This is a genomic window from Pseudomonas sp. AC252 (assembly GCF_979258105.1).
Map to the genome: position 1 here is coordinate 1102046 of NZ_OZ409837.1, position 17756 is coordinate 1119801.

Below are 17756 nucleotides of genomic sequence, written 5' to 3' on the forward strand. Positions count from 1 at the left end.
CTGATGAATGCCCTCGAAGTACTGCGCGACTCTTTGTATTTTTTCAAACGCCATCTGGGCAGCATCGTGCAGCTGTGCCTGCCGCTGGTGATTGTCGAAGCCTTCTTGCAGCAGGCAGTCGATCACGCCACCGGGCCGGACACCTTTGCCGGCGTCAGCATCATCGTCGGTCTGCTGGTGTATCCGCTGTACACCGCCGCACTGATCCTGTTTCTCGATGCGCGCAGCCGTGGCGAGGCGCCGCGCAACCGCGACCTGTTGGCGATGGCCGCCACCCTGTGGCCGCGCTTCGCCGTGCTCACCGCGCTCAATACCTTGCTGATTCTGCTCGGCCTGTCGCTGTACTTCCTGCCGGGCCTGATGCTGATGGTCATGCTCGCGTTCGCCGAGTACCTGCTGGTCCTGCGCGGCCTCGGCCCGTTGCAGGCGATGAAGGAAAGCCTGCGTCTGACCCGTGGGCATTTCTGGCGCATTCTGCTGTGCATTCTCTGTGTGATGACGCCGCTGTGGCTGCTCAAGGGCGCGACGCTGGCGGTCTATCCCGAGCCGCAGAATCCGCTGATCGCCGGGCTGATCGACAGCGCTCACAGCTTCCTGCAACTGTTCACCAGTGTGGTGCTGTTCCGCCTGTTCATGCTGATCAGCGAATTGCCTGACAAACGTAACGGAGCGGTCTGACCGCGCCGCGCTTGGGCTTCGCCGCTGCCGTCAGGTATGCTCGGGGCCACTTTCTGTAACGCTATAAGCCGAGCCATGACCCGTCTGCTGCGCTACACCCTGCTCCTCATCATTCTCGCCGTCGTCCTGTTCGGCGTACTGCTGTTCAGCCTGACCTGGCGCCCCGACGCTCGCGAAACCCTGCCGGTCAGTTGCGGCGCTACCGCGCCAACGCTGGTGCCCGGGCAAGCGCTGAAAGTCATGACATGGAACGTGCAGTTCCTCGCCGGCAAGCGCTACGTATTCTGGAATGATCTGGCCGAAGGCGACGATGAAGCGCCGACTGCCGAAGACATGGCGTTCAGCCTCGACGAAGTAGCGCGGGTGATTCGTGACGAACAACCGGATGTGGTGCTGTTGCAGGAGCTCGACGAGGGCGCCAAGGCCAGCGATTACCAGAATCAGCTCAAACTGTTGCAGGAACGCGTCGCCGACCTTTACCCGTGCAGCACCAGCGCCTTCGACTGGAAAGCTGATTTCGTCCCTGAGCCACACATCTACGGCAGCGTCGGCCGCCAATTGGCCACGTTGAGTCGCTATCGCATCGAACACGCCGAACGCCTGCAACTGCCCGTCGCACCGAGCAACTTCATCAGCCGCCAGTTCCAGCCCAAAGACGCTTTGCTCGCCGTCAAACTGCCGCTCAGCGATGGCGGACAACTGACCGTGTTCAACACCCACTTGCAGCGCGCCAGCCAGGCGGAGGGCAACGTGCAGGCGCAAGTGGCTGCCGTGGCCAAAGTCCTCGACAAATATGAAAGCCAAGGCCTGCCGTGGCTGATCGGTGGCGATTTCAATCTGCTGCCGCTGGGCCAGTATCGACGCCTGCCCGTCGAGCGCCGCACGCCCTACTCTGCCGACAGCGAACTGCATCTGCTGTGGGACAAGTACCCGATGATCCCGACCAACAACGAGGCCGGCGGTATCGATCGAGCCAAATGGCTGACCCATTACCCCAACGACCCTGGCCTCAACGGGCCGGATCGCACAGTGGATTATCTGTTCTACAGCCCGAAGCTCAAACGCCTGCAAGCGCAGGTGCGGCAGGACGATACCTTGCGCATCTCCGATCACTTGCCGGTGATTGCGCGGTTCCTGTTGCCCGCTGCGCCGTAATCGCTGTAGCCCTCACAGGCCGGGCGGAACGTAGCCGGGAACATAGCGAACGTTGGTGCATTTGCCATGCAGGATTCGCCCGTCTTCGATCAGAAACTGGGCGATTTTCTTCTGCTGATTGACCTTCGCCTGCAACTTGCAGTTTGAGCTGTGCCCGACCTGCTGGTAATGCTCGGTGTACACCATGCCATTGCCGGTATGGTTCATCGAAGTGCCAGCCGCTTCGGTGGTGGTCCAGCTCGAGGACTTGTACCACGTCAGCACGGCCAAGGGTTCGCCGTTTGGGCCGATTTCTTTTTTCATCGAATCGGGTGTGCCGAACAGGTCCAGTGCCTCCTGCATATCACGGCCTTCCCAGCGGCTCTGCGCAATGGTCGAGCAGCCGCTCAACAGCCATCCTGCCAGCAGGGTTGCCAGCCATAAACGTGTGGTAGTCATTGGATGCTCCGGCTTATTTCTTGAGTTCGAGCAGGCTGTCGATGTTGTCCATCATCTGGCTCTTTTGCTGAATCGGCGCGAGTTTGAAGAACATCTGCTGCAGCATTTCGATCATCTGCAGGTATTCCATCTTGCCCACGGCGGCCATGTCGTTTTTCGCGCGACTGCCCGGCGCACAGGCAAACTTCAGCGCTTGCTGGACCCAGAACTCTTTCGGGGTCTGCCATTGGTTGGCAACTTTCAGATGACGCATGGTGTAGGCGAGACGCTCGATGGACTGGCCATTGATAAAACGCACCTTGCCCGTAGAGCATTGGGCTTCGAGGTTGTAGACGTCGATCATCGGTTTGCCCGGCTCTTCATAAACCAGAGTCACCGCGACCATGGTTGCGCCTTTGGTTTTCTGCGAAGGCACCACCGACGTCGCATCGGCGACGTACATGATGTTTTTCTGGGGCACGCCGTTGCCGTAGATAATCCACCAGTCGCCAATCGGATTGGGCTCTTCGGCCAGGGCCGAACTGGAGGCGGCCAATAGCGCAGCCGACAAGAAGATCAACTTCTTGAGCTTGAAGAAAGAGGTCATGGGCAGCTCCGTTCCTTGGGCGCAAGTTGCCAGGCAACAAGGCTGGTTATTGTTCAGGCGGCGATTTTGCGAGCCTGAACAACCAAGGGCAATTAGCACGGATGGGCTAATGGCGCGCTGCCACTGGTCTTCAAGTACCGCGTGGTTTTGCCCGCGCCGTGGCCTCGGCGACCAAGGGATCGTCCGGCCAATAATGTTTTGGATAACGCCCCTTCAGATCCTTCTTCACCTCGGCATAGGTGCTGCGCCAGAAGTTCGCCAGATCCTGCGTCACCTGCACCGGCCGCCGCGCCGGCGACAGCAGATGCAGCTTGACCACTTGCCGGCCACCGGCGATCCGTGGCGTATCGGCCAGACCAAACAGCTCTTGCAAACGCACCGCGAGTATCGGTGGGTGTTCGCTGTAATCCAGACGAATCGACGACCCCGACGGCACGCTCAAATGATGCGGCGCCAGTTCGTCGAGCTTCTGCGGCAGCGGCCACGGCAGCAGATTGCGCACGATGCTCGACAGGTCGAGGTTGGCGAAATGGCTGAGCCGCGAGACCTTGCCCAGATACGGCATCAGCCAGTCCTCCAGCATATTCAACAATGCCGCGTCGCTGACATCCGGCCATTGGCTGTCGTCCTGAGTGCTCAGATCCAGCTGACGCAACAGCCCCACCCGCGCCTGCCACTGGCGCAGTTCCGGCGTCCACGGCAGTAGCTCCAGGCCCTTGCGCCGTACCAGATTGACCAGCGCCTGACTGCGAGCGTTTTCATCCAGACCGGTCAACGGTTCGCGGCTGAGAATCAGCTCGCCGACCTTGCGCTGGCGCTCGGCGCGCAGCACGCCTTCACGTTCGTCCCAGTCAAGTTGATCGACGCTGCGCACTTGCTCGGCGAGCACCGAATCGAACAGCGCCGGATCGAAATCCGCCGCCAGATAAATGCGTTCTTCGCGCTGGCCCTGACGGCTGCCGAGGTCGGCGATAACGATCCACTCGTGCTTCATCAGGCTGTCGGCCTCGGCGAACAGCGCCGCGCGACCGTTGGCCAAACGGTATTCGGCACCACCGGCACGCCGTTGCTGGGCGACGCGATCCGGGTAGGCCAGCGCCAACAGAGCGCCAAGCCAACGCGGATGCTCGGGATCGTTGACCGGCTCACTCGGCTTGCCGCGCAGGTAGCCGCGATACTGCCGGGCCAATTGCCGGGCACGTTGCACCCCGCCCTGCGCGCCACGGCCGGCACGTTCTTCGCCGGAAAGCAGGACCAATCGGCTGTGCAGATCCGCGCCAGCGCCGCGCAGGATATCGCGCTCGCCGAGCAGCGCCGCCACATCGCAGGCCATCGCCGCCAACCCCAATGCCTGACCGCGCAACAACAAATGCGCGATACGCGGATGCGCCGGCAGTTCGGCCATGGCCTGGCCGTGGGCCGTCAGCGTGTCGCCGTGCAAGGCGCCGAGGTGTTGCAGCAAATCCTGCGCCTGGGCATACGCGGCGGCGGGCGGTACGTCGAGCCAGACCAGTTCGCCCGGGGTCACGCCCCAGCGCCCGAGTTGCAAAGCGAGGCTGGCCAGATCCGCCGAGAGAATTTCCGCGCTGCCATAAGCCGCCAGTTGTTCGTGCTGATCCTGCGACCACAGGCGATAACACACGCCCGGCTCCAATCGCCCGGCGCGGCCGGCACGCTGGGTGGCGCTGGCCTTGGAGATGCGTTGGGTGTCGAGGCGGGTCATGCCGCTGCCCGGGTCGAAGCGCGGCACCCGCGCCAATCCGGCATCGATGACCACGCGCACGCCGTTGATGGTCAGGCTGGTCTCGGCGATGTTGGTTGCCAGCACCACTTTGCGCTGACCGGGGGGCGCCGGATCGATCGCTGCACGTTGCGCATTGAGGTCAAGTTCGCCGTGCAACGGGCACAGCAGAACGTCTTTGCGCTCACCGATGGCGTCGGCCAATTGCTGATGCACGCGACGAATTTCCGCCTGTCCCGGCAGGAACACCAACAGGCTGCCGGTCTCGTCGTGCAGCGCTTCGAGTACGGTTTGGGTAACGCGCTGGTCGATGTATTCGCCCGGCTGAAATGGCCGGCCCCAGCGCATCGTCACCGGATACATGCGCCCTTCGCTGCGCAGGATCGGCGCGTCATCAAGCAACCCCGCCAACCGCTCGCCTTCGAGGGTGGCCGACATCAGCAGAATCTTCAGCGGCTGTTCAGCGCGAAACAGCTCACGACCGTTCAGACTGAGCGCCAGCGCCAGATCGGCGTCGAGACTGCGTTCATGAAATTCGTCGAAGATCAGCAGACCCACGCCGTCCAGCGCCGGGTCGTCCTGCAAGCGCCGGGTGAGAATGCCTTCGGTGACCACTTCGATACGCGTCTTCGGGCCAACCTTGCTGTCGAGGCGGATGCGATAGCCGACGGTTTCACCGACCTGCTCGCCGAGCTCGCTGGCCAAACGCTCCGCCGCCGCCCGCGCAGCCAGACGTCGGGGTTCGAGCATGACGATGGTCTGCCCGGCCAGCCAGGCTTCGTTGAGCAAGGCCAAGGGCACGCGGGTGGTTTTACCGGCGCCGGGCGGTGCTTCGAGCACGGCTTCGTGGCGTGACGCGAGGGCTTCACGCAGGGCGGGTAAAACATCGTCGATCGGCAAAGAAATCATGCTGGCTCCCCAGGGCGTGCCCCAAGTAAATTGCGAGTCGCGTTAAAGCTGTGAGCGTGCCAGGCAAGGCGCCGGACGCGGGCAAGGGTCGTTTCCTTGCCAAGTCCCGCAACGCAGCATGGCGCGTTCACAGCTTTAGCCCGGAGGGCCGAACCCCGATAGAATTCATCAGCCTTCACGCGGTGTCGATCTGGAGAAAACAACTTCAATCCTCAACGTATTTCAGTAGGGGTGAGACGAGGCCGCAATTTACTGTGGGTACGCCCTGCCCGCCGCGAGTATAACGACGAACTGTCTGACGTTCGTCAGGGTCTTAACTTCACAAGACGAAGCTTCGTAATTTGATGACTCAGGAGACATTTCCATGCGCTTACCCTCTCGCCTGATCGGCGGTGTTCTGGTTGCCACTCTGCTCACGCAACTGTCGGCGTGCGGTTCGATTTTCTACCCGGACCGCCGTGGCCAGATCGACGGCAAGATCGACCCGGCGATTGCCGTGCTCGATGCCGTCGGCCTGCTGTTCTACATCATTCCCGGACTGATCGCGTTTGCTGTCGACTTCGCCACTGGCGCGATCTATTTCGAACCGGGCCACACCGCGCAGATCGATCCGGCCAAGCTCAAGCAAGCCATCGGCCCGGATGGACAGGTCGACAATCACAAGTTGCAGGCGATTCTTGAGAGCGAGCTGGGAAGAGACTTTCCCCTCGACGATCCACGCTTGATCCAGCACAAGGGCAGCACTCAGCAACTGGCGATGTTCGGCCTGCAACCCGCCGCTTGAATAAGGACGATCAATGACCTCCAGCCCCGAACACGCCCGCCTGCTGCGACTGGCGACCCGCGCCTCGGTGGCCGTCGCCTGCACGCTGATCGTCGCCAAGGCGATTGCCTGGTGGCTCAGTGGATCGGTGAGCATGCTCGCCGGCCTCACCGACTCGGCGCTGGACGGCGTCACCTCGATGCTCAATCTGCTGGCAGTGCACTACGCCTTGCGCCCGGCGGATGACGATCACCGTTATGGCCACGGCAAAGCCGAATCGCTGGCGGGCATGGCGCAGGCGTTGTTCATCGGTGGCAGCGCGGTGTTGATCGCGTTTCAGGCCTACCAACGCTTGCATACGCCGGAGCCGCTTGGCGCGCCGTGGCTGAGCATCGGCGTGATCGTATTTTCGCTGTTGCTGACGGCGGCGCTGCTGATGTTGCAGCATCGAGTGATCAAGCAGACCGGCTCCAACGCGGTACGCGCCGACTCGTTGCATTACCGTTCGGACCTGCTGCTCAACGGCAGCATCCTCATCGCGCTGGTATTGGCGGGAATGGGTTTTGCGCAACTGGACGCGTGGTTCGGCCTGGGGATCGCCGCGTACATTTTCTGGAGCGCGATCCAGATAGCCCGGGAAAGTTTTTCGGTGCTGATGGACGAGGAACTGCCGACCGATGTCAGCCAGCACATGCTCGAACTGGCCTGCAGCGTCCCCGGCGTGCTCGGTGCACATGACCTGCGCACGCGAATATCCGGCAACCACTGGTTCGTGCAATTGCACCTGGAACTGCCGGGCGAACTGACCTTGTCAGTCGCTCATGGCATCAGCGATCAAGCAGCGGCGGCAATACACAAGGCTTATCCCAGAGCCGAGGTACTGGTCCACGCCGATCCTGTAAAAACAGCCACAAGCGAAAAGCCTCTAGCTTCAAGCTTGTAGCTTGTAGCTTGTAGCTTGTAGCTTGTAGCTGCCCCTATCTGACCTGATAACCGCGACTGCTCAGGCAGTTGCCCTGCGCCTGGCGATAGGCCTGAACCACTTCAGGCGCCGGTTGGTAGGTCGCGGTGCGCGGGTCGAAACCGCTTCGCTGCACGGCGTACTGAGAGCACTGGTAACCGTCCTGCTGCACTTGCTGCGGCGACTGGCCGTTGGCCGGGTAGGCTTCGACGTCATAGCCCTGAGCTTGCGGTTGCGGCGGTTGCTGCAGCGGCGGCTCGACCACCACGTAATCCTGCGTCGCCTCTTGATAGGCGTAATACGAGCCGGCGGCGAGGAACAGCAGCGAGCCGCCGATCCATACCTCACGGGCGTAATCCGGCAAATACTGGATGCGAATCCCGCGCGGTGGCTGGACGACGATGTAGTGCGGGCCTTGCGGGCGATACCAGTAGCCGCCGGAGTAGAAGTAATCCTGACCGCGATACGGCACGCGGTAATCACGATCCGGGAAGCGATCGATCACATGGCCCGGACGATACTGCGGGCCCGGCCCCCAGCCATTGCCATGACCGTTCGGCCGTCCCGGCCAGCGGTTGTCATCGGGACGCGGCTGCGTCTGCCACTGTTGATTGTGGTAACCGTTCTGCGGGCGCTCGTCGCGGTAGTAACCCTGACGCGGCTCCTGGGTCTGGCGCACGGCGTCGGGACGTGGCTGGATCGGCAGACTGTTGGCCGGTAATTGTGGCGGCGGTGGCGGTTGGCGAACCGGGTTGGGGTTGTAGGCCGGGCGGTTCTGATCACGGTTCTGCCATTGACCGTCATTGTTATGCGGCTGGCCGTTGTGCTCGAACTGACGGCTATTGTCGCCACGAATGATCCCGTCGTTCTGCGGCCCGTTGCCAGGCCCTCGGTTCTGCGGCTCATCGGCCAGCGCTTGCGCACTGACACCCACACAGAGCAAACCAACACCGGCCAGACGCCAGATGCGCGAATTCATGCTTTTCCTCACTGCGGGAGCCTGTCGTTGGGAGGGCTTGTTGCTGAGACTCGGAACTACCCCACCGGGTTCTGCAACAGGTTATCAGTCGCGCGACTTATTTATTGAGGCGCCAACATGAAATCGCAGGCAAGAAAAAGGGAGACCCGTCGGCCTCCCTTCTGGAGATACTTCGTCCTGGCTCGACGCTTTTGACGTCGGCTCACCTCACGCCGTCTTCTGGACAGTGTGCAGCTCGGGGGCCGGCACATCCCCGGTGGGGGTGGCGGCCGCGGCGGGCCTGATTGGGCGAACCGCGTGGACTGTGTTACCGAGCAGTGATTCTGGTGATAAGAATAGGCCTGAGGGCGCGACAGATGATTGCGAAAATTGCTCAATTAAACACTGCTTGCGCAATTTTTAACCCTGGATAGATAATCCGCCGCAATAGTTACGACCAAGGACAGATTGATGAGCAAACTCGACCGGTATGACCTGAGTATTTTGGCGGAATTGCAGCGCGACGCCCGTATTTCCAACCAGGAACTGGCCGAGCGCATCGGTCTGTCGCCCTCGCCTTGCTCGCGCCGGGTCAAGCAACTGGAAGACGATGGCTATATCTCCCGCCAGGTTGCGCTGCTCGATCGCAAAATGCTCGGCTTGAGCCTGACCGCGTATGTGCTGATCGGCATGGACCGGCACACGCCGGAGCGCTTTGAAAACTTCGAAGCGGCGATCCGCACATTGCCGCAAGTGCTGGAATGCAGCCTGGTGACCGGGGTGGATGCCGACTACCAGTTGAAAGTGGTGGTGCCGGATATGGATCACTATCAGAAACTGCTGCTGGGGCATCTGACCCGGATTGAGGGGGTTACGAGTGTGCGGTCGAGTTTTGTGCTGAATCAGGTGCTCAACAGCACCGAACTGCCGCTGACTCATTTGCGTAGCTGAAATCGCGTTCGCGAGCAGGCTCGCTCCCACAGGGGAATGCATTTCAACCTGTGGGAGCGAGCCTGCTCGCGAAGGGGCCCGCACAGGCGACGCAGATCAATGCCTCGCCATCCGACCATGGCGTATACTCGCCGCCGCCCTTTCAGCTCTGTCCGCGCCGGAGATCGCCAATGGATCCAGCACTGTTCGAAGAATGGATGATGACCGGTCTGGTCAGCATCCTGATCATTTTCATGGGTTTCATCGTCTGGGATCTGGCGAAGAAGTCCAAGGCCGGGCGGTTCGGCTCGTTCATTCTGTTTTTCGTGCTGGGCCTGGGCGTGGCCGCGTTCATCATCAAGAGTGTGGTGATCGGCCTGATCGAATCCGGCGCCTTATAAGCGCGCCGGTACTTCCCGCCACTGGCCCTGATCAAGCCCTTCGATGGTCCAGTCGCCAATCCTGACCCGCACCAGACGCAACGTCGGCAACCCGACCGCCGCCGTCATGCGCCGCACCTGACGGTTGCGCCCTTCGCGAATCACCAGTTCCAGCCATGAAGTGGGTATGGTCGCGCGAAAGCGTACCGGTGGATTGCGCGGCCACAATTGCGGCTCAGCCAGTTGTCGCGCTTCGGCGGGCAGGGTCATGCCGTCATTCAGCTCGACACCATCACGCAGGCGCTGCAACTGCTCGGCCGTCGGCTCGCCTTCCACCTGCACCCAATAGGTCTTCGCCAGCTTGTGTTTGGGATCGGCGATGCGCGCCTGCAACTGGCCGTCGTTGGTCAGCAGCAACAAACCTTCGCTGTCGCGATCCAGACGTCCGGCCGGATAAATCCCCGGCACATCGATGTAATCCTTGAGCGTCGCCCGCCCTTCACCGTCGCTGAACTGCGTCAGCACATCGAAGGGTTTGTTGAACAGGATCAGTTTCGGCTCGGCCGGTGGTGCCTTGGCAACACGGCGCGGGGCAGAAGACTGAGGCTTCGCGCCGGGGCGGCGGGAAGGTGGACGCGGGGGACGGGACATAAGAGACAGAACATTTAGCGATCAGGGCTGACAATGCTAGTGCCCCGACCGCCAAATGACCACGACTAAGCGTTACCGGAACGGCGGCTCGTCGAAGCTGCGCAGTTTGCGCGAGTGCAGCGAATTGAGTTCGGTGCGCAGCAGATCCACCGCTTCGATGCCGATTTTCAAATGCTGGCTGACTGCGCGTTCATAGAAGGCATTGGCCGAGCCCGGCAGTTTGATTTCGCTGTGCAGCGGCTTGTCCGAAACACAGAGCAACGTGCCGTAGGGCACCCGCAGGCGATAACCCTGCGCGGCGATCGTGCCGCTTTCCATGTCCACCGCCACTGCGCGGGACAGGTTGATCAGTGGCCGTTCCTGAGCCCAGCGCAATTCCCAGTTACGGTCGTCGTAGGTCAGAACCGTGCCGGTGCGCAGGCGCTTCTTCAGATCGTCGCCCTTCTCGCCGGTGACATTCGCCGCTGCCTGCTGCAGAGCAAGCTGCACTTCGGCCAGTGCCGGGATCGGAATATTCGGCGGCACCACGCGATCGAGAATGCCATCGCGACGCATGTAGGCGTGAGCCAGCACGTAGTCGCCGATAGTCTGCGACTGACGCAGGCCGCCGCAGTGGCCGATCATCAGCCAGCAATGCGGGCGCAGCACGGCCAGGTGATCGGTGATGTTTTTGGCGTTGGACGGGCCGACGCCGATATTCACCAGCGTCACACCGTGGCCATCGCTGGCGATCAGGTGATAGGCCGGCATCTGGTAACGGTGCCAGACCACACCGGCGGCGATTGCCGAAGCTTCGCCGTGGTCCATGCTCTTCTCGATGATCACATTGCCCGGCAGGACCATGCGCACGAAACGCGGATCGTTGCGCAACTGCTCAAGACCATGAACGATGAACTGGTCGACGTAGCGGTGATAGTTGGTCAGCAGAATCCACGGCTGCACATGGCGCCAGTCGCTGCCGGTGTAATGCACCAGACGGCGCAGGGAGAAGTCCACGCGCGCGGCGTCGAACAGCGCCAGTGGCAGCGGATCGGTGTTTTCCCAATCGTAGAGGCCGTCGGCGATGCCATCGGTGGCGGCGGAAAGGTCAGTACTCGGGAACACCCGCGCCAGCACTGCCGCAGTGACACCGGAGCCGGCCAGTTCATCGCCCTGCTCAACCACGTACGGATACGGAATGTTCTGCTGGCTGACGCCGACTTCGACGGTCACGGTGAAGTCATGCATCAACGGTGTCAGCTGTTCGAGCAGGTATTTGCGGAAGGCCGCCGGGTGGGTGACGGTGACGCTGTAAGTGCCCGGCAACTGCACCTTGGCGTAAGCGCGGGTGGTCTGCGGCACTTCACCCTGGCAGTGGTAGGTCAGACGCAATTCGGGATAACGAAACAGGGCACGCTGTTCGGCGTCGGGCTCGACGCGGTCCTTGAGGTAACGCTTGAGCGCGGAATTCAACGCAGTGGTGGCCCGCTCATGCAGCTCGGCCAGACGATCCACGGCTTGTTCGGCGGTTTGAACGACAATAAACGCTTCGGTCACGATCAGCTTCCTGTGTTCTGACTTGCAGGGCTTCATCTTGCCTGCATCGTGGACGCACGGGAACAGTGGCGTTGTGGGTGTACCGAAATCTTTCAGGTAACCCGAATCCCTGTGGGAGCTGGCTTGCCAGCGATGAGGCCGTCACATTCAATCGATGTTGACTGACAGACCGCCATCGCTGGCAAGCCAGCTCCCACAGGGTTTTGTGGTGTCGGGAAAATTGCGGTCAGAAAAGCTGTGGGGTTGAGCGGGCGACGATGGCTTCGACGTCCAGCCCACGCGGCAACGCGCCGTAGACGCGACCTCCACCGCTCAGACGGCTGGCAATAAAAGCATCGCTGACGGCTGAATTCCCCGCCTCCAACAGGAGTTTGGCCTGCAATCCAAGGGCAATGTCTTCGGTCAACTGCCGCGCCCGATACTGAATGTCACTGGTGTCCTTGAACTGCGCCTGCAATTGCTGGATATGCACGGCCAGACGTTTGTCGCCATGGCCGTCGCCCAATTCGCTGAACAGCACATCGAGCACGCCTGGCTCCTTCGAAAGAGCGCGCAGCACGTCGAGACATTGCACATTCCCCGAACCTTCCCACGTCGAGTTCACCGGCGCTTCGCGGTACAGGCGTGGCAGGATGCTGTCTTCGACATAACCGGCGCCGCCCATGCATTCAGCGGCTTCGTTGATCATTCCTGGCGCGCGCTTGCAGATCCAGTACTTGCCCACCGCCGTCACCAGCCGCGCGAATTGCGCTTCGTGGCGATCATTCAGATGACCCAGCGCCTTGCCCATGCGCAGACTCAGGGCCAGCGCGGCTTCGCTCTCCAGGGCCAGATCGGCGAGTACGTTTTGCATCAGCGGCTGCTCGCTGAGCAATTTGCCGCCAACCTTGCGGTGCGCGCAGTGATGGCTGGCCTGGGTCAGCGCCTGGCGCATCAGCGAGCTGGAGCCGACCATGCAATCGAAACGGGTCATCGCCACCATCTCGATAATGGTCGGCACGCCGCGCCCTTCTTCGCCGATCATCCAGGCCAGCGCGCCACGAAACTCCACTTCGCTGGAGGCGTTGGACTGGTTGCCGAGTTTGTTTTTCAGACGCTGAATGTAGAACTGATTGCGCGTGTCGTCCGGGCGATGGCGCGGCAGCAGGAAGCAACTCAAGCCCTTGTCGGTTTGCGCCAATGTGAGGAAGGCGTCGCACATCGGCGCCGAGCAGAACCACTTGTGCCCGACCAGCTCATAAGCCTGACCCGGGCCGCTGGCGCCGACCGGGTAAGCCTTGGTGGTGTTGGCGCGAACGTCGGTGCCGCCCTGCTTCTCGGTCATCGCCATGCCGATGGTCACGCCGGCCTTGTGCGCCATGCCGACGTTGCGCGGATCGTATTCGGTGGCGAGGACTTTCGGCAGCCACTGTTCGGCCAGGTTCGGCTGCAAGCGCAGGGCCGGCACGCTGGCGAAGGTCATGGTCAACGGGCAACCACTGCCGGCTTCGGCCTGGCTATGCAGATAGGTCATCGAAGCGCGGGCGACATGGGCACCGTCCTGCGGGTGTGCCCAGGGCAGCGAGGTCAGGCCATGCTCGATCGCGCTGCGCATGAGCTCGTGGTAAGCCGGGTGAAATTCGACCAGATCGATGCGGTGACCGTAGCGATCATGGCTGGCAAATACCGGTTTGTTCTGGTTGGCGAGAAACCCCGCCTCCATCAAAGGCCCGCCCGCCAGTGCGCCGTAGGCATCGATACGCGACTCGGCCCAACCGGCGCCAAAACGCCGCGACCACTCCTGGAGCGGCAGGTCGATGCGGTACAGGTTGGTGCCGTCCAGCGACGGCGGCTGATTGGTGACTTCGTGGGTTTCGGCGAACTGATGCAGGTTCATGACGGCACTCCGTGTTCAGCAATGGCACCAGTTAAGCACTGGTGCTTTTTTGAACAAAGTGTCATACGCGCCGTTTTTGCGGCGCTTTTACCCCATCAGCAACTGAGCACGCGGCGCTGCAATGCAGCTTGCAGATCCTCGAATTTCACCGGTTTGGGCAGATAGTCGATCGCCGCGCTGGGCGCGCATTGCTCGCGATCCGCGCCCAGCGCCAGCATGAACACCGGCAGGTGCGCGCAGCCCGGCAGCGCGTGGATCTGGCAGCACAGCGATGCGCCTTCGTGGCTGGGCAACTGGCAGTCGATCAGCACCGCATCGAAGCTTTCCCGTTGCAGGCAGTCCAGCGCAGCGGCGCCGTTATCAGCGCTGCGCACGCGGAAACCGAGCTTGAGCAACATGCCGCGCATCACCAGTTGGTTGACGCTGTTGTCGTCCACCAGCAGCACCGTGCAGTCCTGCGGCGCACGCGTGCAATCGCGGGTCGGCTGATCCGCAGGTGTTTCGATCACGGGCAGTTCGAATTCGACATCGAGCTGGAAGCGGCTGCCGCTTCCGGGCTCGGAGCGGTGGGTGAGTTTGCCGCCGAGCAATTCGACCAGTTGCCGACAGATCGCCAGACCCACCCCCAGGCCGCCGTATTCGCGAGTCATCGAACCGTCGAGCTGGAAAAAACGCTGATACAGCGTGGCCTCGCCCAGATCAGTGAAACCGATACCGGTGTCGATCACCGCAAACGACAGCGCCATGCGGTTATCCGTCGACGGCCGCCCGGTAACGCGTAGCGCCAGGCCGCCGACGCGGGTGAACTTGATGGCGTTGTCGAGCAGGCATTCCAGACACTGCGCCAGTTTCGCGCTGTCGCCATGCAGGCGATCCGGCAGGGTCGGCAAGACCTCGACCTTGAAATCCAGCGACTTGCTCGTCGCATTCCCCTCGAACTGCACGCGCAATGCCTCGACTACGCCGCGCAGGCTGAACGTACCCGGCGACGCCTTGAGCTTGCCGGCCTGCAATTCGGTGAGTGTGAGAATGCCATTGACCATGCGCATCATGTCGCGGGCAGAACCGGCGGCGGTCTGTTGATATTGCTCAAGCTCGGGATCGAGGTCGACGGTCTGCATCAGCTCCAGCGAACCGATCACGCCGTTCATCGGCGTGCGCAGTTCGTGGGTCAGCGTGGCGAGGAATTCATCTTTCAGTTTGTTGCTGTGGGCCAGTTGCTGGTTGAGCACTTCGAGTTTCTGCCCGGCGTCGTACAGCGTCTGCGCCTGCTGCTCGCGCATGGCGTTGATGCGATCGGCCAGCGCCAGCGACAGCAGAGCCACCTCGATGGCCGAGCCGATCTGGCTGGCGTACATGGTCAGGAACACGTTGGGCAGCAGGCCCAACACCATCAGCGTATTGACGATGCCGCCGAGCAAAAATGCCGACCAGGCGATGATGAAGTAACGCGCCACCCGCAAGCCGCGCCACCAGGCGAGAATCCCGGCGGCAAAGATCACCACAGTGAAGGTCAGCGCCAGTGTGGTCGCCAGGCGCAGGGCCAGGGCGTAACTGGTCATCAGCGACAGACCGATCACCAGCGCACTGAAGGCAACCAGACCGATCAGCAAACGGTCCAGCCAAGGGCTGTGAGTCTTGGTCTGCAGGAAACTGCGAGCGAACTGGCTGCCGAACAGCCCGGCGCAACCGATGAAAAACGGCGTCGCGGCGTTGGCCCACCACGGGTTGTCCGGCCAGAAATACTCGACCGCCGCGCCGTTCACCGACAATTGATAGAGGCCGAATGAGCCAATGTAGAAGATGTAATAGAGGTAACTGGTGTCGCGCACGCTCAGGTAGATGAACAGGTTGTAGACCAGCATCCCCAGCAGCACGCCATAAATGATGCCGAGCACATACAGGCGCACCGGTTGGTCTTCGAGGTACGCGGTGCTCGACCACAACGTCACCGGCGCCTGGATCGAGCCTTCGCTGGCCAGGCGCAGGTACAACGTCTGTTGCTGATTCGGTTTGAACGGCAGATCGAACAGGTAATTGTTCTGGCGGATCTCGCGGCTGGCGAACGGCAAAGCATCGCCGGTCTGGCGCACCAGTCGGTAGTCGCCGCTGGCGTCGGGCAAGTACAGATCGAGGTGATCAAGCGGCGGATACGCCAGTTCCAGCAGCCAGGTGCGCTGGGCGACCGGGTTGCTCGGGCGGTAATGCAGATCGATCTTCAGCCAGAACGCCGAACGCGAGTAACCGGCATTGAGCGTGGCCTTGTCGTGGGCTTTGAAATGGCCGGCGGCATCCTGTGCGCGGACGTCGGCAATCGTCGCCTGACCGCTCGGGTCTTCGAACACTTGCAGCGATCGGCCCAGTGGCAGGCTCTGGGTGAATTCGTCGAATTCGACGGCGCTCGCCATGAGGGGCAAGCAGAACAGCAACATCAGCAAATAGCGCATTGAAGCCCCAGCGTGGCTCGTCCGGTTGTGTCAGGAAGCCCCCCATTCCCTTTGAGTAGACGTAAAACCGGTATTACCTGTGATTGTTTGGATCCAGCCTAGCATAGCCGTTGATGGCCATTGAGCACCATGGAAATTTTTCCTACAACGGCTCTAGAACGGGCGTTCCAGGGCAAAGCACCGAGATAGAGCTGTTGGAATGGTCAGGAACGTCAAAGATCGCAGCCTCCGGTAGCTCCTGCATTTATCTTGCTCTGCCACCCACACCCCAAAATCAGCTTTGGTGGTAAGCTCGCGCACCATGAATATCTACAGCTCCCGCCCCGTTGTCCTCTGTCTCTCCGGCCACGACCCCAGTGGTGGCGCCGGCTTGCAGGCAGATATCGAAGCCTTGCTCGCGCAGGGTTGCCATGCGGCTCCGGCCGTCACCGCCCTGACCGTGCAAGACACCGTCAACGTCACGGACTTCCGCGTCCTCGACCGTGAGTGGGTACTGGCCCAGGCCAACGCCGTGCTCAATGACTCCGAAGTCGCCGCAGTGAAACTGGGCATGCTCGGCTCGCTGGAGATGGTCGACACGGTCGTCGAACTGCTCTCGGCGCACCCGCATCTGCCAGTGGTCTGCGACCCGGTGCTGCGTGCCGGCGGCGGCGGACGCCTGGGCAAGGACGAGGTCGGCTATGCGATGCGCGAGCGTCTGTTACCGCTGTCGATCATTGCTACCCCGAATCTTCCCGAAGCGCGAATCCTTGCCGAACTGCCCGAGGGTACGGCCGACGAATGCGCGGAAAAACTTCTGCCGTTCATCAAAAATCTGCTGATCACCGGCGGCCACGGCGACGAAACTGAAATCCACAACCGCGTGTACAGCCGCGACGGCCTGCGCGAAACCTTTATCTGCCAGCGTCTGCCGGGTAGCTATCACGGCTCCGGCTGTACGCTGGCCAGCGCTTTGGCCGGGCGACTCGCTCAGGGCGAACACCTGGCCAGTGCCGTGCGCAGTGCGCTGGATTACACCTGGCGGACGCTGCGCGATGCCGAACAACTGGGCAAAGGCCAGTTCGTGCCGCGTCGCCTGCCGCTGGATTTCTGCTCGTAACCTCGTGAGGTCTGCCCGATGAAACTACGTGGCCTGTATGCCATCACCGACAGCCAGTTGCTGGCCGGCAAGTTTCTGTCTTACGTGGAGGCGGCGCTGGAAGGTGGCGTCATCCTGCTGCAATACCGCGACAAGAGCAGCGACGAGGCCCGCCGCCTGCGCGAGGCCGAAGCGCTGCGCAACTTGTGCGAGCGCTACAAGACGCAGTTGATCATCAACGATGACGCCGAACTGGCCGCGCGCCTCAACGTCGGTGTGCATTTGGGCCAGACCGACGGCCCGCTGTCGCCGACCCGCGCCCTGCTCGGTTCGAAAGCGATCATAGGCTCCACCTGTCACGGGCAGATCGCCCTGGCCGAACAGGCCGCCAAAGAAGGTGCGAGCTACGTCGCCTTCGGCCGCTTCTTCAATTCCACCACCAAACCCGGTGCACCGAGTTGCAGCCTCGACTTGCTCGACGAAGCCAAACGCACACTGCACCTCCCGGTCTGCGCGATTGGCGGCATCACCCTCGATAACGCCGCGCCGCTGGTCGAGCACGGTGTCGATCTGCTCGCCGTGATCCACGGTTTGTTTGGCGCCGAGAGCAGCGCCGAAGTGACCCGCCGCGCCCGCGCCTTCAACGAACTTCTGAAAATCTGATTTGAG

General features: G+C 61.9%; 16 protein-coding genes. 8 read left to right on the forward strand and 8 right to left on the reverse strand.

All coding sequences use genetic code 11. From position 1 onward, the window contains the following. The first annotated feature begins 3 nt into the window (after positions 1-3). Complete coding sequence (locus tag ACZZZ4_RS05150; RefSeq protein WP_039761773.1) at positions 4-678, forward strand: YciC family protein; 675 nt, start codon at positions 4-6, stop codon at positions 676-678. A 75-nt stretch (positions 679-753) separates the two neighbouring features. Beyond that, a complete protein-coding gene (locus ACZZZ4_RS05155) occupies positions 754-1833 on the forward strand; it encodes an endonuclease/exonuclease/phosphatase family protein (RefSeq protein ID WP_463547372.1) in 1080 nt (359 codons plus the stop codon). A 12-nt stretch (positions 1834-1845) separates the two neighbouring features. Here ACZZZ4_RS05155 and ACZZZ4_RS05160 read toward each other — a convergent pair whose 3' ends face one another. The 3 genes from ACZZZ4_RS05160 to hrpB all read right to left on the reverse strand — a co-directional run bounded on the left by ACZZZ4_RS05160 (position 1846) and on the right by hrpB (position 5507). Then, entirely contained in the window at positions 1846-2271 is a 426-nt protein-coding gene (locus ACZZZ4_RS05160) for a hypothetical protein (protein WP_129999766.1), read from the reverse strand. Between the two features lie 13 nt (positions 2272-2284). Then, positions 2285-2857, reverse strand: a complete 573-nt coding sequence (locus ACZZZ4_RS05165; protein ID WP_133339152.1) for a hypothetical protein — start codon at positions 2855-2857, stop codon at positions 2285-2287. 130 nt (positions 2858-2987) lie between these two features. After that, complete coding sequence (gene hrpB, locus ACZZZ4_RS05170; RefSeq protein ID WP_463547373.1) at positions 2988-5507, reverse strand: ATP-dependent helicase HrpB; 2520 nt, start codon at positions 5505-5507, stop codon at positions 2988-2990. Between the two features lie 364 nt (positions 5508-5871). On the opposite strand from hrpB, the gene ACZZZ4_RS05175 reads away from it, so the two are divergent. Together ACZZZ4_RS05175 and ACZZZ4_RS05180 are read left to right on the forward strand one after the other, a co-directional pair. Beyond that, positions 5872-6291 carry a hypothetical protein gene (locus tag ACZZZ4_RS05175; protein ID WP_016773056.1) on the forward strand — a complete coding sequence of 140 codons (420 nt, stop codon included), beginning with the start codon at positions 5872-5874 and terminating at the stop codon, positions 6289-6291. A gap of 13 nt (positions 6292-6304) precedes the next feature. Continuing rightward, complete coding sequence (locus ACZZZ4_RS05180; protein WP_463547374.1) at positions 6305-7213, forward strand: cation diffusion facilitator family transporter; 909 nt, start codon at positions 6305-6307, stop codon at positions 7211-7213. A 34-nt stretch (positions 7214-7247) separates the two neighbouring features. Here the strand turns inward: ACZZZ4_RS05180 and ACZZZ4_RS05185 are convergent, their stop codons facing one another. Continuing rightward, entirely contained in the window at positions 7248-8210 is a 963-nt protein-coding gene (locus tag ACZZZ4_RS05185) for a DUF6515 family protein (protein WP_463547375.1), read from the reverse strand. Positions 8211-8660: 450 nt separating this feature from the next. Here ACZZZ4_RS05185 and ACZZZ4_RS05190 point away from each other — a divergent pair, with 450 nt between their 5' ends. Both ACZZZ4_RS05190 and ACZZZ4_RS05195 read left to right on the forward strand, forming a co-directional pair. After that, complete coding sequence (locus ACZZZ4_RS05190) at positions 8661-9140, forward strand: Lrp/AsnC family transcriptional regulator (RefSeq protein WP_007909658.1); 480 nt, start codon at positions 8661-8663, stop codon at positions 9138-9140. Positions 9141-9310: 170 nt separating this feature from the next. Then, positions 9311-9520 (forward strand): DUF2788 domain-containing protein, encoded by a 210-nt coding sequence (locus tag ACZZZ4_RS05195; protein WP_016773053.1) that lies wholly within the window; start codon positions 9311-9313, stop codon positions 9518-9520. On the opposite strand, the gene ACZZZ4_RS05200 is transcribed toward ACZZZ4_RS05195, so the two are convergent. From ACZZZ4_RS05200 to ACZZZ4_RS05215, 4 genes are all read right to left on the reverse strand, one after another. Then, a complete protein-coding gene (locus ACZZZ4_RS05200) occupies positions 9515-10150 on the reverse strand; it encodes a pseudouridine synthase (protein WP_039761782.1) in 636 nt (211 codons plus the stop codon). The genes ACZZZ4_RS05195 and ACZZZ4_RS05200 overlap by 6 nt on opposite strands. Positions 10151-10222: 72 nt before the next feature. Beyond that, positions 10223-11722, reverse strand: a complete 1500-nt coding sequence (gene amn, locus ACZZZ4_RS05205) for an AMP nucleosidase (RefSeq protein ID WP_200890480.1) — start codon at positions 11720-11722, stop codon at positions 10223-10225. 190 nt (positions 11723-11912) lie between these two features. Further along, a complete protein-coding gene (locus ACZZZ4_RS05210; RefSeq protein WP_463547376.1) occupies positions 11913-13562 on the reverse strand; it encodes an acyl-CoA dehydrogenase family protein in 1650 nt (549 codons plus the stop codon). Between the two features lie 95 nt (positions 13563-13657). Continuing rightward, a complete protein-coding gene (locus ACZZZ4_RS05215) occupies positions 13658-16009 on the reverse strand; it encodes a 7TM diverse intracellular signaling domain-containing protein (protein ID WP_463547377.1) in 2352 nt (783 codons plus the stop codon). A 301-nt stretch (positions 16010-16310) separates the two neighbouring features. Between ACZZZ4_RS05215 and ACZZZ4_RS05220 the strand changes: the two genes are divergently transcribed. Both ACZZZ4_RS05220 and thiE read left to right on the forward strand, forming a co-directional pair. Further along, positions 16311-17108 carry a hydroxymethylpyrimidine/phosphomethylpyrimidine kinase gene (locus ACZZZ4_RS05220; protein WP_129999758.1) on the forward strand — a complete coding sequence of 266 codons (798 nt, stop codon included), beginning with the start codon at positions 16311-16313 and terminating at the stop codon, positions 17106-17108. An 18-nt stretch (positions 17109-17126) separates the two neighbouring features. Continuing rightward, positions 17127-17750 carry a thiamine phosphate synthase gene (gene thiE / locus ACZZZ4_RS05225; RefSeq protein ID WP_463547378.1) on the forward strand — a complete coding sequence of 208 codons (624 nt, stop codon included), beginning with the start codon at positions 17127-17129 and terminating at the stop codon, positions 17748-17750. Positions 17751-17756: the final 6 nt, after the last annotated feature.